Here is a 20,399-nt window from a genome sequence, read left to right on the forward strand (position 1 = left end):
ACTTTTGTGTTATGACGCTACCTGACGATATTGATTGGGCGTACAGCCCTGATGGGATTTAAAAACCCTGTTAAAGGTCGCCAGTGAGGCAAAGCCCGATTCCATACTGATCACCAGTATCGTCCATTGTTTACTGTCCTCACTGGTTAACAGGCGCTTGGCGTACTCGATGCGGTAGTGATTCACAAAATGATTAAAATTGTCGTAGTCGGATTTTTCCCTTAATACCTTACTGATCTTGTATTCGGGCTCGCCTAGCGCGTTGGCAACATCAATCATTTTCAGTTCTGGTTGCAGAAAAAGTTGCTTATCTGTCATCAGTTGCTTAATGGATTGAAGTAAGACCGCATTTTCATCTTGCTCATCATTTTCAGCAATGCGATTGAATCCCAGTGCCTCCCGATGCTGATACTGCATCCACAATACCGCATAGGTTGATACTAAAATACAACAGGCGGCAATGCTTCTGACCCACAGGTAAATGATATCTATCATTTCCGCTGACATGGGCAGGCTGGGCACAACGATGCGGGTACTGATAACGGCTATCAACATGGTGCTGGCAAACAGCATCTTCTGCTGACGCAGCGACTTACTGCTGGAAGAGTAACTCCTTATTGCTTCCCAGAATCCTAACAGCAGTACGGCTGAGGACAGCAGCTTGAGTAATTCACTAAGAGAGCGTTTAAACCATGCTACGGTATCCTGCTCAATCCACTGCAATGAAACAAAGATATCCAGACTGCGCATCAGCAGAATAAGCAACGCGATAACACCGGCGAGGACATAGTGCTGAGTGGAAAGTGCTTTACCTTTTCTAAATAGCGTTCGGGCGAGCAACCAAAAGACGTTGCAGGTGGCAAATGTGCCAAGTGCTACTAATTGTTGCTCAACAGCAAAGGATGCCGGCAGCAGCTCACTGCTCGCCAGCAATAAAAGTGACAGTGCCAAAATCGCAAATAACCCGTGCTCTAAACGCTTAGGTTTGAAAAGGAGCAAAGCAAATATGCTAAGCAGCGAGGTGACAAGCAATACACTATGAACAATGTCTGTGTTCATGATTTCTACACTGGGCAAACAACGGCGACACACTATCACATATGAAATAGCCACAAAATCCGTGTTTTATCACATTTTCATACTCTCAAATTCTGAATTTGCGGAGTTTTCGTACCGTCCCGCATGAAAAATGGCTTCATCTGATTGATATAGGATGAAACACTTTATGAGCGATACAGCGATCTCAACAACACCAGCAGGTAACCCGTCACACACCATCAAATCCTGGTTGTCAGGTTCAGTGAAAGTATGGGTGAGTGCGGTACTCATTGGGCAATGGATGTTTGGTTTTTACATTCTGGCTCAGTTCACTATGCCATGGCTTATGGGACAGCTTGATGAATCTCAGTTCTCACACATGATCCGAGGCTATAAAAACGGCGAGAGCTTTAACAATTTCGTGTTGTTATTGCATGTTATTCCCGTGATGGTTATCAGCATGAGTGCGACCTTGCAGCTTGTGCCCTTTATTCGAAATCGCTATCGCACGTTTCATCGCTGGAATGGTCGCGTGTTTCTCATCGTCGGTTTCTTCGGTGCCGTAAGCGGTCTCTACATGACCTGGGGTATAGGCAGCAGACTGAGTGATATTGGTGCCCTTGGCGTGACCTTGAACGGTCTGCTCATTCCGGTGTTTGTCTATTTTGCCTGGCGTACTGCGGTGTACAAGAAATTTGCTGAGCACCGGCGCTATGCTGTTCACGCCTTCATTTTAATCAATGGCGTATGGAGCGTGCGTCTGTATTTGATGGCGTGGTTTATGCTCAATCAGGGGCCACTGGGCAATACCCGTCAAATTGATGGTCCGGCAGATATTGCTATCTCTTTTGCATCTTATCTGTTGCCAATGGCTATAGCCGAGCTTGTATTCAGAGCCGAAAAGGCACGCTCATCGAAAATGATATTAGCTGCAGCAGTAGGAGTGACGTGTATGGCATTGCTGACCATGCTTGGAGTATTTGCTGCCAGTTCAATGATGTGGATACCCAGAATTAGTGCGGCGTTTTAATTGGAAACGATGAAGGCAAGTGGCATGACTGAACAAGACTGCATCAACATTGAAACTGAAATTTTGGCTGCGTTTGACAATCTTGTGCAGTCAGCAGTCTCGTTAAATGCTGCTAGCTATTTCTCGCATTTCGATAGAGGGAAATTTGTTGGGCTCAACAATGAAGGAAGCTCATGGAAGTCATTTGCTGAGCTCTCTAGGCAAATTTCTCAGGGGTTCTCTGCCATCAAGGAAGTGACGTCGCTTAATTTTACTTACGTCGATGTTTCCATCATTGATACATACACTGCAATCCTGGTAAATGAATATACACAGTCAGTTCGACTTTCATGTAATGCTGAGTTGTGTCAATCAGGCGGTGGAGTGCAGGTATGGTCGAAGCGAACAGGGAGTTGGAAGCTGGTGAGTGTCGCAGCGAGTAATAAGCCGCGATGACTTAATATCCGTGATGTTGGGCGATATTACTCTCGACACCCCAGCTCAATAAAGTCCGAGCGTTCAAATAACGCCACATACTTCCGCTCAAGAAAGTCAGTTTGTGTGACCCATTCATTGATAAGGCTGCTGAGAGACACATACCAGTCAAGCGGTGCTTCGCGATACTGCGTACCGCGATCAAATACGGCCTCGTTGATGCGATTGACAACGGACAGGTAGCTATCCTGCTGAAAATCAATCAGAGCGCCAATTTCTGTGGCCAGCTCAAAGTTCGCATGCAGCAAATATCCGGATTCTCCGGCCAGTGTCCACGCCGAGTAGCGCAAAGATTCCTGGATCAGCATACTTTCAAGGTCAGTTTTGGGTGGCCTGCCGTCAGGTTGTGCCTGCAGTAATGAAATAGTGCCTTTAACGGAAGCGAGCATGCCTTGCTGTCTGGGAATGTAGTCATTCTTGAGCAGGATCTGATTAAACGATAGCTCAGATTTGACATTGCATAGCGCAATCAGGGTGCGCTCTTCGATGTCGCGCTCTTCATCCCAGTCCTGCAGCGCAAACGCAAGCAATATACTGGCACCAATAAGCGCAGATTCAGCAAAAACGGCGCGCCATTTTAGAGGCTTGTCTCGTTGTTTATTTAGCAGCATGATGTCTCACAACCTAAACATGATGTCTAAAAACGAGTGATTACGCCTGGTCATTGTCACTACATCATCCAGTCAGATAACAGGCCTACGCAATATGCCAGAAGCGCAGCCGAGCCACCGGTGAATAGGGTTGTTAGACCGGTCAGCCAGCGGTTCTGCCGAAGCGTTTGTCCTTTCACAAAGCCAATTAAATAAAACATGATAGAAGCCAGAATAGCACTGATGGTGAATTGCTGTGATATTTGTAGGCTAAAAAAGAATGGGATCAGCGGGATCACGCCAACACAGACAAATGCGCCAAGCGTAGTGAGGGCTGCGGTGACTGGGGCGCCAGACTGATGGCTTAAGCCGTGCTCTTCAACCAGCATGGTATCCACCCACAGCGATGGATTTTGCGTGATGGTGTCTGTGATCTGTTCAAGCACGTCGCCTTCAAACCCTTTGCGTCGGAATATTTCTCTGATCTCTTCACGTTCGCCTTCAGGCACCAAGGCGATATGCTCGCGCTCCTGATCAATAACGCTTGCGACCGTATCGGCCTGGGTTTTCGCGGCTTCATAGTTACTGACCGCCATGCTGTAGCCGTCAGCAATCAGATTGGCCATGCCAAGCACCACCGCAACGGTGCTGGTGAAACCGGCGCCATACGCGCCTGCTACCAATGCGAACGTCGTCACACAGCCGTCAATGGCACCGAGCACCGCGTCACTCAAATATGATGGCTTTGGCGTTTTGGACAGCCTCTCACTGATGATATGCGGCTGATGCTGTTCGACAAGTCCTGCCAGATCGCGGTGCTTGGGCATAATGCTATTCCATTGCGTCTAGCACTAGACTGACAAACTTGCCGATTTCTCTGGGTTCAAGCCAACGTGTCACGATCACCAAATCGTTACTGCGGTCGATGACAATAAAGTTGCCGCCAAACCCGGCTGCATAAAATATGTCTTCATTGTCAACGTCCTGCCATTTACGCTGGCCCTGATTGAGCCACCACATATAGCCATAGCTGTCATGGGCGGGTGACGGCTGGATAGCCATATCCAGCCATTGTTTTGAAATCAGCTGTTGCTCCTGCCATTTTCCGTGATTGGCAATCAGTAAGCCGAAGCGCGCATGATCTTCGGTGGAGATAAAAATACCGCCGCCGGAGTGACCGCCGCCAGTGACTGACTGCATCATCTGTCCATCGACATTGACCCAGGCATCATCATATCCAAACCAGCGCCAGGTGCTCGACGCGCCAATAGGATCCATTAGCTTGTTTTTTAATACCTGGGGCAGCGGCGTACGCCACACGTGCAGCAGAGAATAGGCCAGCAGGTTAACCCGGACATCGTTATATTCCATCACTGTACCGGGCTCTCTCAATTCACGGTAACGCCAGTCATCCAGCCCGCCGGTGCTAGGTGGACGGTCTGCCCAGTCTTTAATACCAAACAATTGACCAGACCAGTCAGAGGATTGATTTAATAAGTGCTCCCAGCGCACCTTGCTGTTGTGCGCACCGTCAAACGTGCCGTCCCACACATACTCTGCAACCGGATCGTTAACGTCGCGGATCAATTTCGCATCCCACGCCAGCCCGGCCACCGTAGTGAGATAGCTCTTGGTCACACTGAAGGTCATATCAACCCGGCGGGTGTCGCCCCAGCTGGCAACTTGATAGCCGTTTTTCAGGATCATGCCGGCAGGTCCGCCGCGCTTTTTGGTCGGCCCTAACAGCTTGTGAAACGGTTCGGCCCGAAACCCTTTGAGAATGGCCACGCGCAGGTCTTTTTCACCAGAGTATTCATTGTTACCGGCAAACTCGACGGCTAGCTGTAACGCGGCAGGATTAAATCCAGCCTGCTCTGGGGATATCGTTTGCCATTCGGCCGGCGGGGGGAAGTAGGGCTCGTCATTAGCAAGTACGTTGTAGCTGACGAAGAAAAGTAGTGTGGTCAGAAGCACTTTCATAGCAGTGTCTTGTAAGTAAATGATTGCTCATCTCCATAGCCTAGCATGAGATAAACCGAGCAACATACTGACAAAGTGCACTAAATCACTGTAAACCGGTATCGTCGCTGAGTACAATAGCGGCTTTTTACGGAGCAGCAGGTCAGTATGCGAATTGCCTTGGGTGTAGAGTACGATGGAGCCGCGTTTTACGGATGGCAGCGCCAGCGTGAGGTCAGCAGCATCCAGCAACACATTGAAAGCGCTCTGAGTAAAGTGGCAAACACACCCATTGAGGTACAGTGTGCCGGGCGCACTGACGCAGGCGTGCATGCCACCTATCAGGTGGTGCATTTTGATTGTCCGGTTGAGCGTCCCGAACGCGCATGGACGCTGGGCATGAACGCGAATTTGCCCGACAGTATTGCGATTAAATGGGCCCGTCAGGTGGATGATGAGTTCCACGCCCGTTTTAGCGCTACGGCGCGACGCTACCGTTATCTGATTTACAATAACAAGATGCGCAGCGGCATACTTACCCGCGGTGTGACGCACGTGCATCGTCATCTGGATGCAGACAAAATGCATCGCGCCGCACAGTGCCTGCTTGGCGAGCAGGACTTTACTTCATTTCGCGCTGCGCTGTGCCAGTCTAAAACGCCGTTTCGTAATGTGATGGCGGTATCGGTGTTCAGGCAGGCGCAGTACGTCGTCATAGACATACAGGCAAACGCGTTTTTACACCACATGGTACGCAATATCACCGGGTCTCTGATTGAGATAGGTTGTGGTCATCGGCCTGAAAGCTGGCTGGCTGAGCTGTTAGCTAAAAAAGATCGCACGGCGGCTGCGGCAACGGCCAAACCGCATGGATTGTATCTGGTAGATGTCAGCTATCCCGATACATTTGGCGTGCCTGCGTCCACGCTGGGCCCGTTGTTCTTGAATCCGTAACACCTCAACAGACCAGTTTTGTTTTCGTGTGACGGGTGTTCTATGCTTTAATGTTGCGAAAAATTTTAATCAAAACAACAGACTCTATTTTCAGTTGCTACGGTCAACTTAGACGTCAACGACAGGAACGTTTTAATGAGTTGGATACAAAAGATACTGCCACGCACACAATCGGCGACCAAAAGTAATGTACCGGAGGGGATCTGGACAAAGTGCGGCTCGTGTCAGGCTGTACTGTATAAAACCGAGTTGGAGAAACTGCTCGAGGTGTGCCCCAAGTGCGATCACCACATGCGCATTACCGCACGTGCGCGCCTGAATCATTTCCTCGATCAGGGCGATAGAGAGGAAATCGGTGGCGAACTTGAGCCGCAGGATGTGCTGAAATTCAAGGATTCGAAGCGCTATAAAGACCGCATTGTGGCAGCGCAAAAAGCCACAAATGAGAAAGACGCACTGATTGTCATGCAGGGCAAGTTGAAAGGCATGCCGCTGGTGGCGGCCAGTTTTGAATTTAGCTTTCTTGGCGGTTCTATGGCGTCAGTTGTAGGCGCTCGCTTTGTCGAAGGCGTCAATATGTGTCTTGAAAAGAACATGCCGTTGGTGTGCTTTTCTGCCAGCGGCGGCGCACGTATGCAGGAAGCGCTGCTGTCCTTGATGCAAATGGCCAAGACCAGTGCGGCACTGGCAAAGATGAGCAAAAAGGGACTGCCTTTCATTTCAGTCCTCACCGACCCAACCATGGGCGGCGTATCGGCCAGTCTCGCCATGCTTGGTGATGTCAATATTGCCGAGCCGAAAGCCTTGATTGGTTTTGCTGGCCCCAGAGTCATTGAGCAGACTGTGCGAGAAACCCTGCCGGAAGGCTTTCAGCGCAGTGAGTTTTTGCTCGAAAAAGGCGCTATCGACATGATTGTCGACCGTCGTGACATGCGCGATAAAGTCCATTCAATTCTGTCTAAACTGCATCATCAACACTAAATGACCTCGAACATTTCTGGCCAGCGCAATGCAATGCGCGACTGGCCGCTTTGCCGTTGGCTTGCTCACCTTGAAGCACTTCATCCCGTAGGTATCGAAATGGGACTGGAACGGGTGACACGTGTGCTCAAGGCCTTGCAACTAGATTTATCTGATTCCAGAGTCATCACCGTCGCGGGTACCAATGGCAAGGGCACTACTTGTGCAGCCCTCGCTCAGGCAGCACGGTTTCTAGAACTGAACGTTGGCGTGTACAGCTCTCCCCATTTGATTGACTACAGGGAGCGGGTGACCATCAACAACGCCATGCTGTCAGAACAGGACCATTGCGAGGCGTTTTTATATGTAGAGCAGGCGCGTGGTGATATCAGTCTTACCTATTTTGAATTCAGCACGCTGGCAGCGCTTTATCTTTTTGCCAAGACTAAGCCTGACTGGATACTGCTTGAAGTGGGACTAGGGGGCAGACTGGATGCGGTAAACATTGTTGATCCTGAGCTGGCCATTATTACTACCATCGGTATAGACCATATCGACTGGCTGGGTGACAACCGCGAAGATATCGGCCGGGAGAAGGCCGGCATTATGCGCACCCATGTCGACACTGTACTGGGCGATGCCGAGGCGCCGCAAAGCGTGTTGGCCTATGCCGACGAGATAAAGTCTACCGTTTACCGACAGGGTATCGAGTTTGCCTTCAGGGTAGATGGGGACAGCTGGAGCTGGCGCCAGCAGGAGCTTGAACTAAGCGGTTTGCCGCTGCCGCTTATCCCGGTGCAAAACCTCTCGACTGCGCTGATGGCGCTCAAGCGGCTCGGTGTGGAGGTGAATAGTGAGATCGCCGTGAATATGTGCCAGCACACCAGTGTGCCTGGTCGCATGCAGAAAATCGCCTCGTCTCCTGACGTTATCTGTGATGTGGCTCATAATCCTCAGGCTAGTGCATTGCTGGCCAAACGGCTTGCCAATAGCTCGCCACGGCGTTATTTTTTTGTTGTTGGGATGCTTGCGGATAAGGACATACCTTCGACCCTTGCACCGCTTTTTGAATTCGATGCGTGCTGGTTGCCCGCATCACTGGATGTACCACGAGGGGCGGATTGTGCTACATTAGCGTCGCATCTGGTCGGACAACATGTGGAAGGCCAGTTCAGTAGCGTAACCGACGCATATCAGCGTGCTCGTGAACTTGCGTATCCTGACGAAGTCATTATTGTGTTTGGTTCTTTTTTCACGGTTGCTGCGCTTGTAGATTCTGTGAACTAACTAATTAATGGATTGAGGCACTCCGTTGGCAACGGCATTACAGAACAGACTTGTGGGGACCGTCATTCTGGTCGCTCTGGCAGTGATCTTTCTGCCGGATATTCTTGACGGCGAAAAACAGCAAAATCGCGAGCTCTTCGTTGATGTGCCGCCTCAGCCCGTCGTCAGGCCCGTTATTGCGCCAGAAGCTTTTCCTGCGGAAGAAGTCAAACAAGCCGCGTCACGCCCGGTAGAAGTGGTTGACGAACAGGCTGTTGATGATCCCGCGCCGAACAACGATGCCGATGAGCAGGCATCTGAAGAGTCCGCTTCACAGACCTCCGAAAATGACACGCAAGACGAGGAGCCCAGTGCGTTAGCAGTGCAAAGCGACACTTCCAGCCTGGCCGATCAGACAGTAGTGGAGCAGGACCCGGATATTCAGCTGGAAAACTCAGGCTGGGTTATCCAGCTTGGCAGTTTCCGTCACCAAAAGAATGTCAGAGACTTGCTGACTAAGCTTGAAAAGGCCGGTTACCGCGCCTTCAGCCGTCCGGTACAAACCAGCTCTGGTGTGTTGACCAAAGTGTTTGTCGGGCCAGACCTGCAGCGCGATAATCTCACCGCGGCGTTGCCGCATTTGAAGGAAGAAACCGGGCTGGTCGGTCGTATCACACCGTTTACCGTTGAGTAGTGTGGAGCTACGACACTTAACACGTAACAAACGGTAAAAGTGCAAGATTTTCAAAAAGCGTTTTGTTAGAATGCGCGCCATCCTGAATGAGCCGACATCGTGACCACGCTGTGCTGTCAATCCAGCCTGACGTGATGGCGAAAATTGGCAGCATGTCAATGTGTTAATCATCATTGTCATGTCAACTCAAAAGTGACTCCTACGGTGTTATGAACTGGATAGACTTTGCAATAATTGGGGTGATTGTCCTGTCGTCCCTGATCAGTCTGGTTCGTGGATTTGTCAAAGAAGCGGTGTCTCTGGCAATCTGGATTGGCGCATTTTTTGTCGCCAGTCAGTTTTACGCCGACCTTGCCGTGCATCTCACTAATTTTAATGACGAGCTTGTCCGTAATGGCGTGGCTATTACCATCCTGTTTGTTACCACGCTGATTCTGGGCGGTCTGCTCAACTATATTATCGGTCAACTGGTTCAATATACCGGTTTATCGGGCACTGACCGCGCACTCGGTGCGGTATTTGGTGCGCTTCGCGGCGTGCTGATTGTCAGTGCAATCTTGTTTTTTATGGACAGCTTCACACCATCCTCCAACAGCGAATGGTGGCAGGCGTCGATGTTGATCCCTGAGTTCTCAAAAATTATTGAATGGTTTTTTCAATACATGCAGCAGAACTCAAGCTTTCTACAACCCACAACATAGGTAAATCTCATGTGCGGTATTGTTGGTATTGTTGGTAAAAGTCCTGTTAATCAGTCGATCTATGACGCATTAACCGTGCTTCAGCACCGTGGACAGGACGCCGCAGGTATCATTACGATTGATGAAGGAATGTTCCACCTGCGTAAAGCCAATGGTTTGGTCAGGGATGTGTTCCACACCCGTCATATGAAAAGACTGACGGGCAACTTCGGGATTGGCCATGCCCGCTATCCCACGGCGGGAACCTCGAGCTCTGCCGAAGCGCAGCCGTTTTACGTGAATTCGCCCTTTGGTATTGCGTTCGCCCATAATGGCAACCTCACTAATGCCCATGAGTTACAAAAAGATGTGGTGAGAATTGCTCGCCGTCATATCAATACCACTTCAGACTCCGAACTGTTATTGAACATACTCGCCCATGAATTACAGGATGCCAAAGGCCTGACAATTACGCCGGAAGAAATCTTCGACGTGGTGACCAAAGTTCACCGTAAAATACGCGGTGCCTACGCCGTGGTCGCTGCCATCATCGGCAACGGCATGCTGGCATTCAGAGATCCTCACGGTATTCGACCTCTGGCGCTGGGTAAGCGAAGCACAGAATTTGGTGATGAGTATATGGTGGCGTCAGAGAGCGTGGCGCTGGATGCCGTCGGGTTTACTTTTATTCGTGACGTGGCGCCAGGAGAGGCGGTTTATGTTACAGAAGACGGCGAGCTGTTTACCAAACAGTGTGCAGAATCACCGAGCTGCAACCCATGTATTTTTGAATTTGTTTACTTTGCTCGCCCTGATAGCTTTATCGATGGGATTTCGGTCTATGCATCACGGGTCAATATGGGCCGTAAACTGGGTGAAAAGATCCGTCGCGAATGGGCCGATCTGGATATTGACGTTGTCATCCCTATCCCTGAAACCTCAATGGATGTGGCGCTGCAAATCGCCACCACGCTTGAGCTTCCCTATCGTCAAGGGTTTGTAAAAAACCGCTACATCGGTAGAACCTTTATCATGCCTGGTCAGAAGATGCGTAAAAAGTCAGTGCGTCGCAAGCTCAATGCGATTGGCTCTGAATTTAAAGGCAAAAACGTGCTGTTGGTCGATGATTCAATTGTACGCGGTACCACGTCTGGGCAAATCATTGAAATGGCCCGTGAGTCTGGCGCCAAGAAAGTGTATTTTGCCTCCGCTGCTCCGGAAATTCGCTTCCCTAACGTGTACGGCATTGATATGCCATCTGCCAATGAGCTTATCGCCTATGGTCGTGAGATCGAGCAGATTTCCGAACTGATCCAGGCGGATGGATTAATCTTCCAGGATATTAACGATCTGGTAGAAGCGGTACGCGAGGAAAACCCGGCGATAGAATGTTTTGAAACCTCAGTTTTCGACGGCAACTATATCACTGGAGACGTCGATCAGGCTTACCTTGAATTGATTGATATGGCGCGTAATGAAGGTGCTAAGCAGCTCAAGTTACAGACCGAATTAAGTAACCTGGAAATGTACAATATCGACCAAGAAGACTAAGCACGATAGTCGCGCATAAAAAAACGCCCGCTCGATATCAAGCGGGCGTTTTTGTTTGTATTTGAGTTTAGTGGGTGTAGACCGGACCCATGCCCATATTCCACAAAATCACCGAGCCTACCATCAGGATGACCAGCAATATCAGCGCGCAGGTCACAACTGAGCTTGAGTAAATGAATCCTTTTTCTTCCGGCATATGCATCAGAATTGGTACGCCTGAGTACAACAGGTAAATCGAGTATGAGACCCCAATAAGGCCAACCGTCATCAGTACCCATAATTCAGGATAAAGCGCTGCAAAGCCAACCATGAAAATAGGCGTTGCCGTGTAGGCCGCAAGCTCCAGAGATTGCGTGTACGTGGGGGTGGCGTCGAACGCTTTGGCCAGTTCGTGGATCATGATGGCCAACGCCACCACGCCTGCGATAAGCCCGAAGTACATACCAATGCTCATCGTCATTGCGCTGCTAGCCGTCAGTTTAATCAGGTCTCCGGCACCAATACTCCAGCCAATATGAGCTGCTGAGTAGTATCCACATACCGCAGGGATCAGCGCAATAATTGCGATATGGCTTAACGCATAAAAATAACTTTCGTGGCGGGTATCAATATTATGCCACTCTTCTCTAGGGTGGGTATAAATGCCCCAAAGGTGGTTCAGGATCATACAGGTACTTCCTCATGCTCTGCGTGGATGGCGAGTCGCCAAACTGTTTGCGCGTTACGTAATACGATTAAAATATCGCCTTACTTGTAATAAAGATGATAATTTTTAACAATTATTTCACACGAGTGTCTTGGAAATTGGCGATTTCGTCAACAGTTTTCTCGCAATCAAGCGTCTTTATTAGCGTGACGTTGCCTGACCTTCGTTTTTTGTGATCTGCATCATGTCGCAAGCGATATACATATTTTCAAAAACAATAATCATAATCTGGAGAGCAAAGCACCATGCCGTCTGTGCAAATTCACCACCTTTTTAAGCCCACAGCCCTGGCACTGTTAACTGGCCACATGTTAACTGCTACGGCGCAAGACGTACCTATTGTGCAGCCCGGCGCGCCCGGGCAGGAATCCCGGTCTATTAGTGCCGAGCAGGCAATTGAAATCAGTGATACCGGTTACACCCGTGATGATGTCAAATTCATGCAGAACATGATCCCTCACCACGGCCAGGCGGTGGAGATGGGTGAACTGGTTGCGCAGCGTACGAATAATCAGGCGCTGCTGGATATCGCTGGCCGTATCGAAAAGTCGCAGGCAGATGAAATTGCCTACATGCAAAGCTGGCTTGAAGAGCGTGGAGAAGCGACAGAAGTCCCTCACCATATGCATATGGACCATAGCATGATGGGCATGGCGACCAGCGAACAGATGGCTGAATTGGCAGCCGCAGAAGGAACCGAGTTTGATCGTCTGTTTCTGACTCTGATGATCCCGCACCACGAGGGTGCGGTGCGCATGGTCGAAGACCTGCTTGATCAGCCTGGCTCTGCCTACGACCCGGTGTTATATGACTTCGTTAATGACATCATTAACGACCAGAATGCCGAAATAACGCGCATGAAGGACCTGCTGGATGGCTTGTCAACCGACCCGAGAGTCGGTTTGGCTGCCGGACTGCATGATGCTGGCTCTGCTATCTCAAACTTACAACTGGTCGCCTCTTTACCCAAGCCTAAAGGTTTTTTCGACCCGAAGAATCCGGCGAATATTCCGCCCATCAAACCTGACGATGATGAACAGGAAGACGCCGGTAAGACGCGCGATGAGCAGGACGGTGATGCCAAAACCAATTGGAGTGAACGCAATCCGCTGCTGAGCTTCTGGAACACCGATATGGCGTTTTCAGAAGACATTTTGGTGGCTGGCAGCTACCACGGGTTTAACGTTTATAAGCTTTCTGAACAGGATGCGCCGCAACTGACCGCATCGGTGATTTGCCCGGGCGGGCAGGGTGATGTGTCTATTGTCGGCGATCTGTTGATCATGTCGGTTGAGCAAACACGGGGTCGCATCGATTGTGGTCTTGAAGGTATAAGTGAAGATATCAGCGATGAGCGATTCCGCGGCCTGCGCATCTTTGATATTTCCGATTTAACCCGCCCACGTCAGGTGGGGCTGGTGCAGACCTGCCGAGGTTCACACACGCACTCGGTGGTATCGGCTGACGATGAGAAAATTGTAGTGTACAACTCCGGCACATCCAGTGTGCGGGAAGAAGAAGAGTTGGCAGGCTGTATAGGCGAAGTGCCCGGGGATGAACGCACTGCGCTGTTCCGTATCGATGTGGTTGAGATCCCGGTTAACGACCCGTCCAAGGCACGCATCACCTCCAGTCCTGCGGTTTTTGCTGATGACGAAGGTAGGGTAGCTGGCTTATGGCTGGGTGGCGATCACGGTGACGATACGCAAACCACCAGCCGCACCGATGAATGTCACGATATTACGGTGTTCCCAACGGCCAACATTGCCGCGGGCGCCTGCTCTGGTAACGGTATCATTCTGGATATCTCGGATCCGTTGAATCCCAAACGTATCGATGATGTGACCGATGCAGGGTTTGCCTATTGGCACTCAGCAACATTCAATAACGACGGCACCAAAGTACTGTTTACCGACGAATGGGGTGGCGGTGTGCAGCCGCGCTGTCGCGCTTCCGACCCGATGGAGTGGGGGGCGAATGCGATTTATGAAATCGTAGATGGCAAACTCGAGTTCCAGAGCTATTACAAAATACCCGCGCCTCAGTCAGAGCAGGAAAACTGTGTGGCGCACAATGGCTCGATTGTACCTGTGCCGGGCCGGGACATCTTTGCCCAGGCTTGGTATCAGGGGGGACTGTCACTGATGGATTTCACCGACCCCGAGAACCCGGTTGAGATTGCCTACTTTGACCGCGGCCCCATACATGAGGAACGACGCGTCGTGGCGGGGTATTGGTCTACCTACTGGTACAACGGCAAAATTTACGGTACCGAGATCATTCGCGGTCTTGACGTACTGGAGCTGCTGCCGAGTGAATTCTTAACCGAGAACGAGATCGCTGCCGCTAAACTTGCCAATATGGGAGATGTATTTAATCCCCAGCAGCAATTCCCGGTTCGCTGGCCTGATGCGCCGGTTGTCGCGCTGGCCTATCTGGATCAGATGGAACGGAAAAGCAGCATTGAAGCATCGCTAGCATCAACGTTGAGACAGCTCATGGCGGACGCGCAACAATTAATTGATGCACAGAGCAAAAATTCTGCGACGGCTGAGCAAATTACTCGCATTGCACGCGGGCTTGAGGGCAATAGTGAACTGCGCTCAACACTCATGGGCATTGCTGAAGCGATTTAGTGCAAGCTCTGGACTGGCGGTGCAAGGGTAACCGCCAGTCTACAATTAACGTCAGCTAAAAATTACGTTCTTAATTTGTCCGTCTTGAAGTCCGACACTATCGCCCATCCTTCTTTCTTACGTTCTAAAACCATCTCGTGAATTGTTTTTCTGAGTATCAGAGTCACTGTGGCAATGTTGTCTGATACGCTAATGTCTTTGATGATTCGGTTATCATATATCTTGTTTGTGTTTACTCCTTCACCACTCAATGTCTTTGTCAGCAAGCTTTCTCGAGAGACTAAGTATTTTTTTCCTGAAACTGCATTCACATAAACTCCTTGGAAGTCATCTCCGATGATCTGGTCCATTGCTTCTTCGTTCGCGCTGTACCAAGCCTCTACATAAACTTGTATGAAGTTATAGATATCTAGCTCTTCATCATTAAATTTCGACTTTTTGCTGGACTCAGTCGTGTAGTTTTGTAGAGCATTATAAAGTGCATGATTTACCTCAACCGAAAAATCCGGATTGATTCCTTTGCCCTGCCAATCATCTCCATTAACCGGATTGAAGGTTCTTCCGACACTGATCGAGGCGCCAAATCCCCCGTTTAAGACAAAGAAGTCATTACTATAACCACCACCTCCCGTAACTCCACCAATGATGGTCGCTCTTTGTAAATTTTGCATGCTAAAAGCGAACGACTCTGCAGCAGAAAATGTCTGCCCAGAAACTAGAATTTTCAGAGGTTTTTCTGCAAAAATCTGACTAAGTTTATTGGGTATTGTCCAGCGATCTAACCTAATAAGTTCTTTCGTCACTCTGTCTCTCTGTTCGTTAACAGACAACAGTGTTGGTTCAGTGAAAAAGAAGCTACTTAAGAAAGTGACTGCTTCTGCGTCACCGCCCCCACATTCTCGCAGGTCGATAATGATTTGATCGCTTTCGCTGAATGTTGAAAAAGCCATATTGAGAAATCTTTTTACTCGTTTAGTCGATTCCAATCGACTAAACGAGATGTATCCGGTCTGATTAAGACCGTCTCTGCTTATCTCCCCAATATTTAATACTCCAATTTCAGCCAGACTATTTCCCTTTTTAATTGAGGGTGTAATCTTCTGCCCATGATGTGCAAGACCTGAGGAGGAGTCGTGTTCGGATAATGTTTCTTGATGATTGCTTGATGCCGGTTTTTCAGATGCCGGACTCTCACCGTCGTAAAATCTTTCAATAATATTGGAGAACTTTACAGGGGGAATTAATGCCAGATGTTTATCTTTGTGAATTAATTGAAGTTGATTGTTTAGGTATTCTGTAAACTTATTTTCTTCACGCGGAAGTTCTTCCAGCTTATTTCTCTCAATGTCTTTTGCCATATTTTTTAAAAATACAGCATATTTCTCTGCTTCTTTTGGCACGATGTAGTGTTCGACTATGGCATTTGCATACTCTTTTATTACTAATAACTGTTGCTCTTGAGATAAACCTGCTACTTGATTTGTATGATTAGCTGCCTGAACGTGAAGAGGTAACACATTGATTAATAACCCTGTAAATAGAAGACTCACAAGAAAAGATGGGCTGACAACAACGAGTTTTTGTGACATGGCTTATAACCGAACCGTTTAGTAGTAATACTGACGTTCAAAGTGCCGCTATGCGTTTTTTAAGTCAACATGACTTGCAACGCCAAATTGATACAAAATGTGAGTATAGGGAAAAGTGTCTACTGAACCGACAGTCTCGCTCAACATGAGTACTGGCGAAGTAAGTCCTTAGGTCTCACGTAAATCCGACAAATAGCAGAGTAAATGATGGAAGTAATTTCGCACAATGGTCATCAATATCACTTAGCGGTTGGCTTCAGAGATGATGAAACGCTTCGGAGCGCATTTAATTGTCTCACTAGAAGAGTCTATGGCTTCGATTTCGAGGACTGGTATCTGTTTGGTGGCTGGAGTGAGAAATATATCCCCTATGCGCTGCTGCAAGACAATGAAATGGTGTCCAATGTATCGGTCAGCATCATTGATTTTCTGGTGGATGGAGAGCAGCGCAGGTTCATTCAAATTGGCACGGTAATGACCACGCCTGAAAAAAGGCATCAAGGCCTGAACAAGCTGTTGCTTGAACGAGTCCTGCAAGACTGGCGTGGAAAGCACGACCTAATTTACCTGTTTGCCAATAACACTGTGCTTGATTTCTACCCGAAGTTTGGTTTTCAACGAATCGAACAATGGCAAAGCTCCAAACAGATTATAACTACAGATTCTGACTACAGAGTGACAAAGCTGGATATGTCACTGCATGAACATAAGCTACGTCTGCAAAACTGCATCAACCTCTCCCGTCCCATTGCACAGCTATCCATGCTTCAGAATTCGTCACTTGTGATGTTTTACTACACCGTTTTTATCGCTCAAAACGTATATCTTATTGATGAACTCAATGCGCTCGTCATAGCCGAATTTGAGGGTGAAATGATGTATTTACAGGATGTCTATTCACAGCATGATGTTGCGCTGGATGATGTGATAGCCGCGCTCGCAACAGATACAACGAACAGGGTGGTATTAGGGTTTACACCGCTTGATAACAGTGACTACGAAGTCGATATTACGATCCCTGATGATATCCTTTTTGTGTTGGATGATATTCATGGATTACTGACAGACAAAAAAGTCCTGTTCCCCGTCATGTCTCATGCTTAATCATTGTATTGATTCACGATAAAACAGTTCACAACGCTAACTATGGCTGTGGTCAAACACGCGCGAAAATGCGGGCATCAGCGCTTTGAAGATCTGTATTGACTGGGCGTTTGTTGCGTATAGTGTTTAAACGCTTTATAAAAAGATGAACGTGAATTAAAGCCCGTCAAATGTGCTATATCCAGCACGGAAGTGTTGCTGCTTACGAGCAAACGTTCGGCTTCTGTGATTCTAGCCCTATTAATAAAATCAAAAAAGGTGGTATTCAGGTGTTGCGTAAGCGTCTGCGAAACATATTGTGAAGGCTCGCCAATATGTTTCGCCAGCTTGAGCAAATTTACGTCGGGGCCTAGGTGGAGTTTTTCTCTGGATATGGCCTCTGACAGCTTTGCGGCGATACGCTGCATATCCTGGTCATTAAGCGCGGAACGCTCATAGGGTTTCTTGTCGGGCTTTGTCGCAGCTGTGTCTTTTTCTTTGAAAATATCTTCAAATCCAGGCCGTTGGCGCACGCCATTAATGGATATCGTCCAAATTATACTTGTCAGAAGTATCAAAACACCGGTGTCAGATAAATCGAAGGCTCGCAATTGATCGCCAACGGCTAATACAACCAGGCTATAAGCCCATGTCAGTACAATCAGTGCTGAAGTGATAACAATCCAGTGCAGCTTCTTTCCAAATTCATCTGCAAAGTGCAGTTTCAAACGTTTTCTGTATCGAATTGTCCGATAAATGATATTCAACATGTAACCAAGACTCAGTAGACACCAGCTTACGACGGATAGGAAAAATAAGACGGACAATACATTCAGAGATGGATTATTCGTCGCCTCTACCGCAAAGAACATTTGCTCAAATTCTTCCCTCGGCATAACAACCAAGGCCATGCTTAACAGCAGCGTGACTGGCAAGGGGATAAAGTGTTTCAGAAGTGCTCTATGCCAATGCCATGCTTTGCTTGCAATCGTGGCATCGTGATATAGCCAAAATACTGGGATGAACAGGAAAAACACCGTCGGGATAAAACTGACGTACAACTGAATCAACAAAGGGGTAAGCTCAAATAAAATGGTCCCTGCGGAGAAATAAAGTAAGCAAAGTAAAACCCCTATCAGAGGTCCTCTTGAGTGACTTTTGGGGATCAAGAACAGCGCAAAAGTCGCTATCGCTGTTGCGAACGAAGAAATAAATAAATCCAGCATCACTTAATAGACTGGTTGCCGATGCGCTGAGCATAGCACGAGTACTCTTGAAACTGTGTGCGCTACGTAACCAGGACAGATAAGCATCATTATCGATATGGATAAGCGACAATAGATTGTCCTGCCTATGTGGCGCGGACGATTTTACAACACGGTATTGCCTAGAATGCGGGCTTGTTGTCAGACATTTCACTAATAGCAGAGAGGAAAGAATCTTGTCTGAATGTAATATCAAGATAGATAACGACATCAAGTTCAGGCGTGCGGGTGCAGTTGCATTTTTTATGATGCCACTATGCTACGTGTGCATGTTTGTGGTCTTTGGTGCACTTCTGAGCATCCCGCAAACCGATGTCATTAATGACAAGATTGCGTACATCGCATCGAATCAGGACATGATAAGTGTTGCTTACCTGTCTGGGTATCTTGTGTTCGGTTGTTTATTATTAGTTGCAGTTCAAGCCACTCATAACATGTTATCCCATCGTCAATCTCACCTGCTCAACAGCGCAAGCATTTTTGGCTTGATATGGGTAGTGCTCATGATGTGTGCCGGTATGACCGCGCTTGTTGGCATGCAGACGATGAGTGATATGTATTCTGACGGCAAGGGATCCGCAGAAACCGTCTTTTATATCTACGCGACAGTCGTCAATGCATTAGGCGGCGGTATTGAATTTCTAGGAGGCATGTGGGTGCTTTTGGTAAGCATGGTTGCCCTTCGTCAGCAGCAATTTCCCAAGCCACTAGGTCTGTTTGGATGTTTGGTTGGTGTCCTGGGGATCCTCACGATATATCTTGCTATACCGGGCTTTAAAGATGCGTTTGGCCTGAGTCAAATGGTTTGGTTCATATGGTTTGGTGTGGCAATGCTATCTAAAAAGTCGCTGGCGTCTTAGAACGACGCTTAAGCGGCAAACCGCTTTACTGATTGATTTCCTCTCCCCGTTGACCTGGATCAAGCGCACTTTCTCAGCCTTGATGCAGGATAGCTCCCAAGATTGGCGAGATATGTGAAGGAGAGAGCTTGGTCATCAGCGCATTTACCGCGGTGAGCATTGTTGCCTTGCTAACACTGTTATTGGCCAGCCTGCTTGCCGTCGCCAGCATCAAACTGCGCGTAGACGAGGATCCGCGAGTTGCGCATGTCTATGAGTTATTGCCACATAACAACTGCGGTGCCTGCGGTTTCCCAAGTTGCCAAATGTTTGCAGAAGCGCTGGTGGCAGGCAAGACTGCGCCCGCCAACTGCACCGTCAGTAATGCATCTGACAAACAAGTTATCGTCGATTATTTGCATGTTGATGCGGGTCATCAAGTCAGGAAAGTGGCGAGGCTGGCGTGTGCCGGAGGCGATAACGTCGCAACCAGACAGGCGCATTATCAGGGTGAAAAAAGCTGCGCTGCTGCCACCCAGGTGGCCGGCGGCGGTAAAACCTGTACATGGGGCTGTCTGGGACTGGCTGATTGCGCCAACGCCTGTGATTTCAATGCTATCACCATGAATGAACATGGTCTGCCTGAGGTGAATGAAGCGCAATGTACAGCATGCGGAGACTGTGTGATTGCCTGTCCAAAAGATCTGTTTTCTTTGCAACCTGTGACGCAGCACTTGTGGGTCAGGTGCAAAAACCTTGAACAGGGTGATGAAGTACTACAGCACTGTCAGGTGGCCTGTACGGCCTGCGGACGCTGTGCGATGGATGCCCCTGACAATCTCATTAGCATGCAAAATAATCTGCCACACATTCGCTACCCGGCATCTATGTCATCCCAGCAGCCAGACAGCACGCGCCGCGCCATTGAGCGCTGTCCGACCGGCGCTATTGTGTGGTTTAGCGATACCGGCACCGCACAGCATGGTGCGGCTGCCAGACAGATTATCAGACATTCAGCGCTGAATTCGGAGCCTTCATGAAGCCACATCAAACTATTCCACACGCCAGCATGACATGGAGAAAAG

General features: G+C 48.7%; 19 protein-coding genes. 12 read left to right on the forward strand and 7 right to left on the reverse strand.

Features of this window, described 5'->3' with window-relative positions; translation table 11 throughout:
• Positions 1-9: 9 nt before the first annotated feature.
• Positions 10-1,059 (reverse strand): helix-turn-helix domain-containing protein, encoded by a 1,050-nt coding sequence (locus tag G441_RS0104700; RefSeq protein WP_026375285.1) that lies wholly within the window; start codon positions 1,057-1,059, stop codon positions 10-12.
• Between the two features lie 166 nt (positions 1,060-1,225).
• On the opposite strand from G441_RS0104700, the gene G441_RS0104705 reads away from it, so the two are divergent.
• On the forward strand, positions 1,226-2,068 hold the full coding sequence (locus tag G441_RS0104705; RefSeq protein WP_026375286.1) for a DUF2306 domain-containing protein: 843 nt from the start codon (positions 1,226-1,228) through the stop codon (positions 2,066-2,068).
• Between the two features lie 24 nt (positions 2,069-2,092).
• Positions 2,093-2,503 (forward strand): nuclear transport factor 2 family protein, encoded by a 411-nt coding sequence (locus tag G441_RS0104710; protein ID WP_169726045.1) that lies wholly within the window; start codon positions 2,093-2,095, stop codon positions 2,501-2,503.
• Positions 2,504-2,529: 26 nt separating this feature from the next.
• Here the strand turns inward: G441_RS0104710 and G441_RS0104715 are convergent, their stop codons facing one another.
• The 3 genes from G441_RS0104715 to G441_RS0104725 are packed head-to-tail and all read right to left on the reverse strand — an operon-like array spanning position 2,530 to position 5,112.
• Positions 2,530-3,153, reverse strand: a complete 624-nt coding sequence (locus G441_RS0104715; RefSeq protein ID WP_026375288.1) for a hypothetical protein — start codon at positions 3,151-3,153, stop codon at positions 2,530-2,532.
• Between the two features lie 59 nt (positions 3,154-3,212).
• Entirely contained in the window at positions 3,213-3,959 is a 747-nt protein-coding gene (locus G441_RS0104720) for a VIT1/CCC1 transporter family protein (protein WP_026375289.1), read from the reverse strand.
• Positions 3,960-3,963: 4 nt separating this feature from the next.
• Positions 3,964-5,112, reverse strand: a complete 1,149-nt coding sequence (locus tag G441_RS0104725; protein WP_026375290.1) for a serine hydrolase domain-containing protein — start codon at positions 5,110-5,112, stop codon at positions 3,964-3,966.
• A 147-nt stretch (positions 5,113-5,259) separates the two neighbouring features.
• Between G441_RS0104725 and truA the strand changes: the two genes are divergently transcribed.
• The 6 genes from truA (at position 5,260) to purF (ending at position 11,196) form a co-directional block, all read left to right on the forward strand.
• Complete coding sequence (truA, locus tag G441_RS0104730) at positions 5,260-6,045, forward strand: tRNA pseudouridine(38-40) synthase TruA (RefSeq protein WP_026375291.1); 786 nt, start codon at positions 5,260-5,262, stop codon at positions 6,043-6,045.
• Between the two features lie 135 nt (positions 6,046-6,180).
• On the forward strand, positions 6,181-7,026 hold the full coding sequence (gene accD / locus G441_RS0104735) for an acetyl-CoA carboxylase, carboxyltransferase subunit beta (protein ID WP_026375292.1): 846 nt from the start codon (positions 6,181-6,183) through the stop codon (positions 7,024-7,026).
• A complete protein-coding gene (gene folC, locus G441_RS0104740; protein WP_026375293.1) occupies positions 7,027-8,292 on the forward strand; it encodes a bifunctional tetrahydrofolate synthase/dihydrofolate synthase in 1,266 nt (421 codons plus the stop codon).
• 25 nt (positions 8,293-8,317) lie between these two features.
• Positions 8,318-8,965, forward strand: coding sequence for an SPOR domain-containing protein (locus G441_RS0104745; protein ID WP_026375294.1), 648 nt, complete (start codon positions 8,318-8,320; stop codon positions 8,963-8,965).
• A 209-nt stretch (positions 8,966-9,174) separates the two neighbouring features.
• A complete protein-coding gene (locus tag G441_RS0104755) occupies positions 9,175-9,666 on the forward strand; it encodes a CvpA family protein (protein WP_026375295.1) in 492 nt (163 codons plus the stop codon).
• A 9-nt stretch (positions 9,667-9,675) separates the two neighbouring features.
• Positions 9,676-11,196 (forward strand): amidophosphoribosyltransferase, encoded by a 1,521-nt coding sequence (gene purF, locus G441_RS0104760; protein WP_026375296.1) that lies wholly within the window; start codon positions 9,676-9,678, stop codon positions 11,194-11,196.
• 67 nt (positions 11,197-11,263) lie between these two features.
• On the opposite strand, the gene G441_RS0104765 is transcribed toward purF, so the two are convergent.
• On the reverse strand, positions 11,264-11,863 hold the full coding sequence (locus G441_RS0104765) for a Yip1 family protein (RefSeq protein WP_026375297.1): 600 nt from the start codon (positions 11,861-11,863) through the stop codon (positions 11,264-11,266).
• A 284-nt stretch (positions 11,864-12,147) separates the two neighbouring features.
• On the opposite strand from G441_RS0104765, the gene G441_RS17890 reads away from it, so the two are divergent.
• Entirely contained in the window at positions 12,148-14,538 is a 2,391-nt protein-coding gene (locus tag G441_RS17890; RefSeq protein WP_051275337.1) for a DUF305 domain-containing protein, read from the forward strand.
• A gap of 62 nt (positions 14,539-14,600) precedes the next feature.
• Here G441_RS17890 and G441_RS19160 read toward each other — a convergent pair whose 3' ends face one another.
• Positions 14,601-16,127, reverse strand: coding sequence for a S41 family peptidase (locus tag G441_RS19160; protein WP_026375298.1), 1,527 nt, complete (start codon positions 16,125-16,127; stop codon positions 14,601-14,603).
• 204 nt (positions 16,128-16,331) lie between these two features.
• Here G441_RS19160 and G441_RS0104785 point away from each other — a divergent pair, with 204 nt between their 5' ends.
• Positions 16,332-17,231: a GNAT family N-acetyltransferase gene (locus G441_RS0104785; protein WP_026375299.1), complete on the forward strand. Its 900-nt coding sequence runs from the start codon at positions 16,332-16,334 to the stop codon at positions 17,229-17,231.
• Positions 17,232-17,308: 77 nt separating this feature from the next.
• Here the strand turns inward: G441_RS0104785 and G441_RS0104790 are convergent, their stop codons facing one another.
• Positions 17,309-18,436 carry a helix-turn-helix transcriptional regulator gene (locus tag G441_RS0104790; protein WP_026375300.1) on the reverse strand — a complete coding sequence of 376 codons (1,128 nt, stop codon included), beginning with the start codon at positions 18,434-18,436 and terminating at the stop codon, positions 17,309-17,311.
• Between the two features lie 215 nt (positions 18,437-18,651).
• Between G441_RS0104790 and G441_RS0104795 the strand changes: the two genes are divergently transcribed.
• On the forward strand, positions 18,652-19,335 hold the full coding sequence (locus G441_RS0104795) for a DUF4386 family protein (protein WP_051275339.1): 684 nt from the start codon (positions 18,652-18,654) through the stop codon (positions 19,333-19,335).
• A gap of 128 nt (positions 19,336-19,463) precedes the next feature.
• The gene (locus tag G441_RS0104800) at positions 19,464-20,354 is read left to right on the forward strand and encodes a (Fe-S)-binding protein (protein ID WP_156896277.1); all 891 of its coding nucleotides are present in this window, start codon (positions 19,464-19,466) and stop codon (positions 20,352-20,354) included.
• Positions 20,355-20,399: the final 45 nt, after the last annotated feature.

The sequence above is a fragment of the Aestuariibacter salexigens DSM 15300 genome (assembly GCF_000429145.1).
GTDB lineage: Bacteria > Pseudomonadota > Gammaproteobacteria > Enterobacterales > Alteromonadaceae > Aestuariibacter > Aestuariibacter salexigens.